The sequence below is a fragment of the Dermacoccus sp. MPR-E5 genome, assembly GCF_058809565.1.
In genome coordinates, this window is the sequence record NZ_JBXASS010000033.1 from 1 (window position 1) to 5,164 (window position 5,164).

Genomic DNA, 5,164 nt, shown 5'->3' on the forward strand with positions numbered 1-5,164 from the left:
GTGTATTGTTTCAGAATTACACAGGGACGCGAGCACTAGCACAACAATACTGAGTGTGATAATAAGTTATCGGTTCATTAGTACCGGTCAGCTACAACCATTACTGGTCTTCCACATCCGGCCTATCAACCCCATCGTCTCTAGGGAACCTCTCACACACAAGGTGTATGGAAACCTCATCTCGAAGCGTGCTTCCCGCTTAGATGCTTTCAGCGGTTATCACTTCCGAACGTAGCCAATCAGCGGTGCTCCTGGCGGAACAACTGACACACCAGAGGTTCGTCCATCCCGGTCCTCTCGTACTAGGGACAGGTCTTCTCAAGTTTCCTACGCGCACAGCGGATAGGGACCGAACTGTCTCACGACGTTCTAAACCCAGCTCGCGTACCGCTTTAATGGGCGAACAGCCCAACCCTTGGGACCTACTCCAGCCCCAGGATGCGACGAGCCGACATCGAGGTGCCAAACCATGCCGTCGATATGAGCTCTTGGGCAAGATCAGCCTGTTATCCCCGGGGTACCTTTTATCCGTTGAGCGACGGCGCTTCCACAAGCCACCGTCGGGTCACTAGTCCCCACTTTCGTGCCTGCTCGACATGTCTGTCTCACAGTCAAGCTCCCTTGTGCACTTACACTCAAAACCTGATTGCCAACCAGGCTGAGGGAACCTTTGGGCGCCTCCGTTACCCTTTAGGAGGCAACCGCCCCAGTTAAACTACCCATCAGGCACTGTCCCTGATCCGGATCACGGACCGAAGTTAGGAGCCCAATACGACCAGAGTGGTATTTCAACAATGACTCCACACACACTGGCGTGCATGCTTCACAGTCTCCCACCTATCCTACACAAGCCGTACCGAACACCAATACCAAACTGTAGTAAAGGTCCCGGGGTCTTTCCGTCCTGCTGCGCGTAACGAGCATCTTTACTCGTACTGCAATTTCGCCGAGTTCGTGGTTGAGACAGTGGAGAAGTCGTTACGCCATTCGTGCAGGTCGGAACTTACCCGACAAGGAATTTCGCTACCTTAGGATGGTTATAGTTACCACCGCCGTTTACTGGGGCTTAAATTCTCAGCTTCACCACCGAAGTGATTAACCAGTCCTCTTAACCTTCCAGCACCGGGCAGGCGTCAGTCCGTATACATCGAATTACTTCTTCGCACGGACCTGTGTTTTTAGTAAACAGTCGCTTCTCCCTGGTCTCTGCGACCCTCACCCCTAGCCCGTACGGGCTTCAAGGCTTGGGCCCCCCTTCTCCCGAAGTTACGGGGGCATTTTGCCGAATTCCTTAACCACGATTCACTCGATCGCCTTAGTATTCTCTACCTAACCACCTGAGTCGGTTTGGGGTACGGGCGGCTCGAACCTCGCTAGAAGTTTTTCTCGACAGCATAGGATCACCCTGCTTCCCACATACGTGGTCACCATCACATCTCAGCCACACCACTGACGGATTTACCTACCAGTGGGCCTACATGCTTGGACGGGGACTACCATCGCCCCGCGGAGGCTACCTTCCTGCGTCACTCCATCGCTTACCTACTACACGATCGGGTCACACGCTCCCCACACCAGATGATCCCGAAGGACCGGTTGGCATGGTTCGGGTGTTTAGCATCCCATGGTTCAGTATGGGCGGTTCTTCGCCGGTTCCGGAATATCAACCGGATGTCCATCGACTACGCCTGTCGGCCTCGCCTTAGGTCCCGACTTACCCAGGGCAGATTAGCTTGACCCTGGAACCCTTGGTTATTCGGCGGACGGGTTTCTCACCCGTCATTCGCTACTCATGCCTGCATTCTCACTCGTGTAGCATCCACGACTCGATCACTCGGCCGCTTCACTCGCCACACGACGCTCCCCTACCCAACAACACCCCCGTTAAGGGTCAGTGTGTCATTGCCACAGCTTCGGTGATGTGCTTGAGCCCCGCTACATTGTCGGCGCGGAATCACTTGACCAGTGAGCTATTACGCACTCTTTAAAGGGTGGCTGCTTCTAAGCCAACCTCCTGGTTGTCACAGCAACTCCACATCCTTTCCCACTTAGCACACGCTTAGGGACCTTAGCTGATGATCTGGGCTGTTTCCCTCTCGACTACGAAGCTTATCCCCCGCAGTCTCACTGCCACGCTCTCACTTACCGGCATTCGGAGTTTGGTTGACGTCAGTAACCCGGTGGGGCCCATCAGCCATCCAGTAGCTCTACCTCCGGCAAGAAACACGCGACGCTGCACCTAAATGCATTTCGGGGAGAACCAGCTATCACGGAGTTTGATTGGCCTTTCACCCCTACCCACAGCTCATCCCCTCAGTTTTCAACCTAAGTGGGTTCGGTCCTCCACGCCGTCTTACCGGCGCTTCAACCTGGCCATGGGTAGATCACTCCGCTTCGGGTCTAGACCCAGCGACTCAAACGCCCTATTCGGACTCGCTTTCGCTACGGCTACCCCACACGGGTTAACCTCGCCACTGAGCACTAACTCGCAGGCTCATTCTTCAAAAGGCACGCCGTCACCCCACACAGAGGCTCCGACGGATTGTAAGCACACGGTTTCAGGATCTATTTCACTCCCCTCCCGGGGTTCTTTTCACCTTTCCCTCACGGTACTAGTCCGCTATCGGTCACCAGGGAATATTTAGGCTTAGCAGGTGGTCCTGCCAGATTCACACGAGATTTCACGGGCCCCGTGCTACTTGGGAAACAGCACAACACAGCCACACACGTTTCGTCTACGGGAGTCGCACCCTCTACGCTCAACCATTCAAGATTGTTCAACTACGCACATGGTTTCTTACTGCGCACCCTCATGTCAGTGAGGATCAGCACTGTCCCACAACCCCACAACCGCAACCCCTGACAGGTCTCACACGATCATGGTTTAGCCTCATCCGCTTTCGCTCGCCACTACTCACGGAATCACTCTTGTTTTCTCTTCCTGTGGGTACTGAGATGTTTCACTTCCCCACGTTCCCTCCCAACACCCTATGTGTTCAGGTGCAGGTGCCATGACATGATTCATGGCGGGTTTCCCCATTCGGAAATCCCCGGATCACAGCCTGTTTATCGACTCCCCGAGGCATATCGCAGATTACAACGTCCTTCATCGGTTCCTGGTGCCAAGGCATCCACCGTGTGCCCTTAAAAACTTAAGATCACAGATACTAGATGCTCGCGTCCACTGTGTAATTCTCAAACAACACGCCACACACAACCCCACACACCCAAACCCCATCCAACAAGATGAAGAGTCTTCACTTGGTGTGTGATCTTGTGTTGACCACAACCCCAGAACACGATCCGTGTCCTGAGAACCCAACAACGCGCCGAACACAACCTCAACACACTCACCACCACCATGCTTTCCCCAACCAGCCCCACATCCTCACCCCATCAAGGGATCAAGACGCGTATGACTGGTTCGTACTCGCTGATGCCGGCAACCATGCAGGCTGCACCATGATCATCGTTCCACCCATGAGCACCCCCCACACACGTACGGTGTGGCAAGGGCTTGATGCTCCTTAGAAAGGAGGTGATCCAGCCGCACCTTCCGGTACGGCTACCTTGTTACGACTTAGTCCCAATCGCCAGTCCCACCTTCGACGGCTCCCCCCACAAGGGTTAGGCCACCGGCTTCGGGTGTTACCGACTTTCGTGACTTGACGGGCGGTGTGTACAAGGCCCGGGAACGTATTCACCGCAGCGTTGCTGATCTGCGATTACTAGCGACTCCGACTTCATGGGGTCGAGTTGCAGACCCCAATCCGAACTGAGACCGGTTTTTTGGGATTAGCTCCACCTCACGGTTTCGCAACCCTCTGTACCGGCCATTGTAGCATGCGTGAAGCCCAAGACATAAGGGGCATGATGATTTGACGTCATCCCCACCTTCCTCCGAGTTGACCCCGGCAGTCTCCCATGAGTCCCCACCCGAAGTGCTGGCAACATGGAACGAGGGTTGCGCTCGTTGCGGGACTTAACCCAACATCTCACGACACGAGCTGACGACAACCATGCACCACCTGTACACCAGTCCGAAGACGCACACATCTCTGCATGATTCCGGTGTATGTCAAGCCTTGGTAAGGTTCTTCGCGTTGCATCGAATTAATCCGCATGCTCCGCCGCTTGTGCGGGCCCCCGTCAATTCCTTTGAGTTTTAGCCTTGCGGCCGTACTCCCCAGGCGGGGCGCTTAATGCGTTAGCTGCGGCACGGAACTCGTGGAATGAGTCCCACACCTAGCGCCCAACGTTTACGGCATGGACTACCAGGGTATCTAATCCTGTTCGCTCCCCATGCTTTCGCTTCTCAGCGTCAGTAATGGCCCAGAGACCTGCCTTCGCCATCGGTGTTCCTCCTGATATCTGCGCATTTCACCGCTACACCAGGAATTCCAGTCTCCCCTACCACACTCTAGTCTGCCCGTACCCACTGCAGAACCGGAGTTAAGCCCCGGTCTTTCACAGCAGACGCGACAAACCGCCTACAAGCTCTTTACGCCCAATAATTCCGGACAACGCTCGCACCCTACGTATTACCGCGGCTGCTGGCACGTAGTTAGCCGGTGCTTCTTCTCCAGGTACCGTCACGTTAGCTTCGTCCCTGGTGAAAGAGGTTTACAACCCGAAGGCCGTCATCCCTCACGCGGCGTCGCTGCATCAGGCTTTCGCCCATTGTGCAATATTCCCCACTGCTGCCTCCCGTAGGAGTCTGGGCCGTGTCTCAGTCCCAGTGTGGCCGGTCGCCCTCTCAGGCCGGCTACCCGTCGTCGCCTTGGTAGGCCATTACCCCACCAACAAGCTGATAGGCCGCGAGTCCATCCCCCACCACAAAAACTTTCCACCAACACTCCATGCGGAGATCGGTCGTATCCAGTATTAGACCCAGTTTCCCAGGCTTATCCCAGAGTGAGGGGCAGGTTACTCACGTGTTACTCACCCGTTCGCCACTAATCCACACCAGCAAGCTGGTGCTTCATCGTTCGACTTGCATGTGTTAAGCACGCCGCCAGCGTTCGTCCTGAGCCAGGATCAAACTCTCCGTAGAAAAAATTTGTTACCCTGACCGAGAAAAAAACGGTGACAAACAACAACCCCAAAAGGGTCATCGTCGTTCTGTACAATCATTAATCACTCAGCCAAAACACGCGACACTCCA

2 rRNA genes are annotated in these 5,164 nt (G+C 55.0%); both read right to left on the reverse strand.

The features are described 5' to 3' along the window. Window positions 1-57: 57 nt before the first annotated feature. A 23S ribosomal RNA gene (locus AC1RS9_RS14365) occupies window positions 58-3,158 on the reverse strand. Between the two features lie 373 nt (window positions 3,159-3,531). Next, window positions 3,532-5,053: ribosomal RNA gene (locus tag AC1RS9_RS14370) — 16S ribosomal RNA — on the reverse strand. The 16S and 23S rRNA genes sit together here, the layout of an rRNA operon. Window positions 5,054-5,164: the final 111 nt, after the last annotated feature.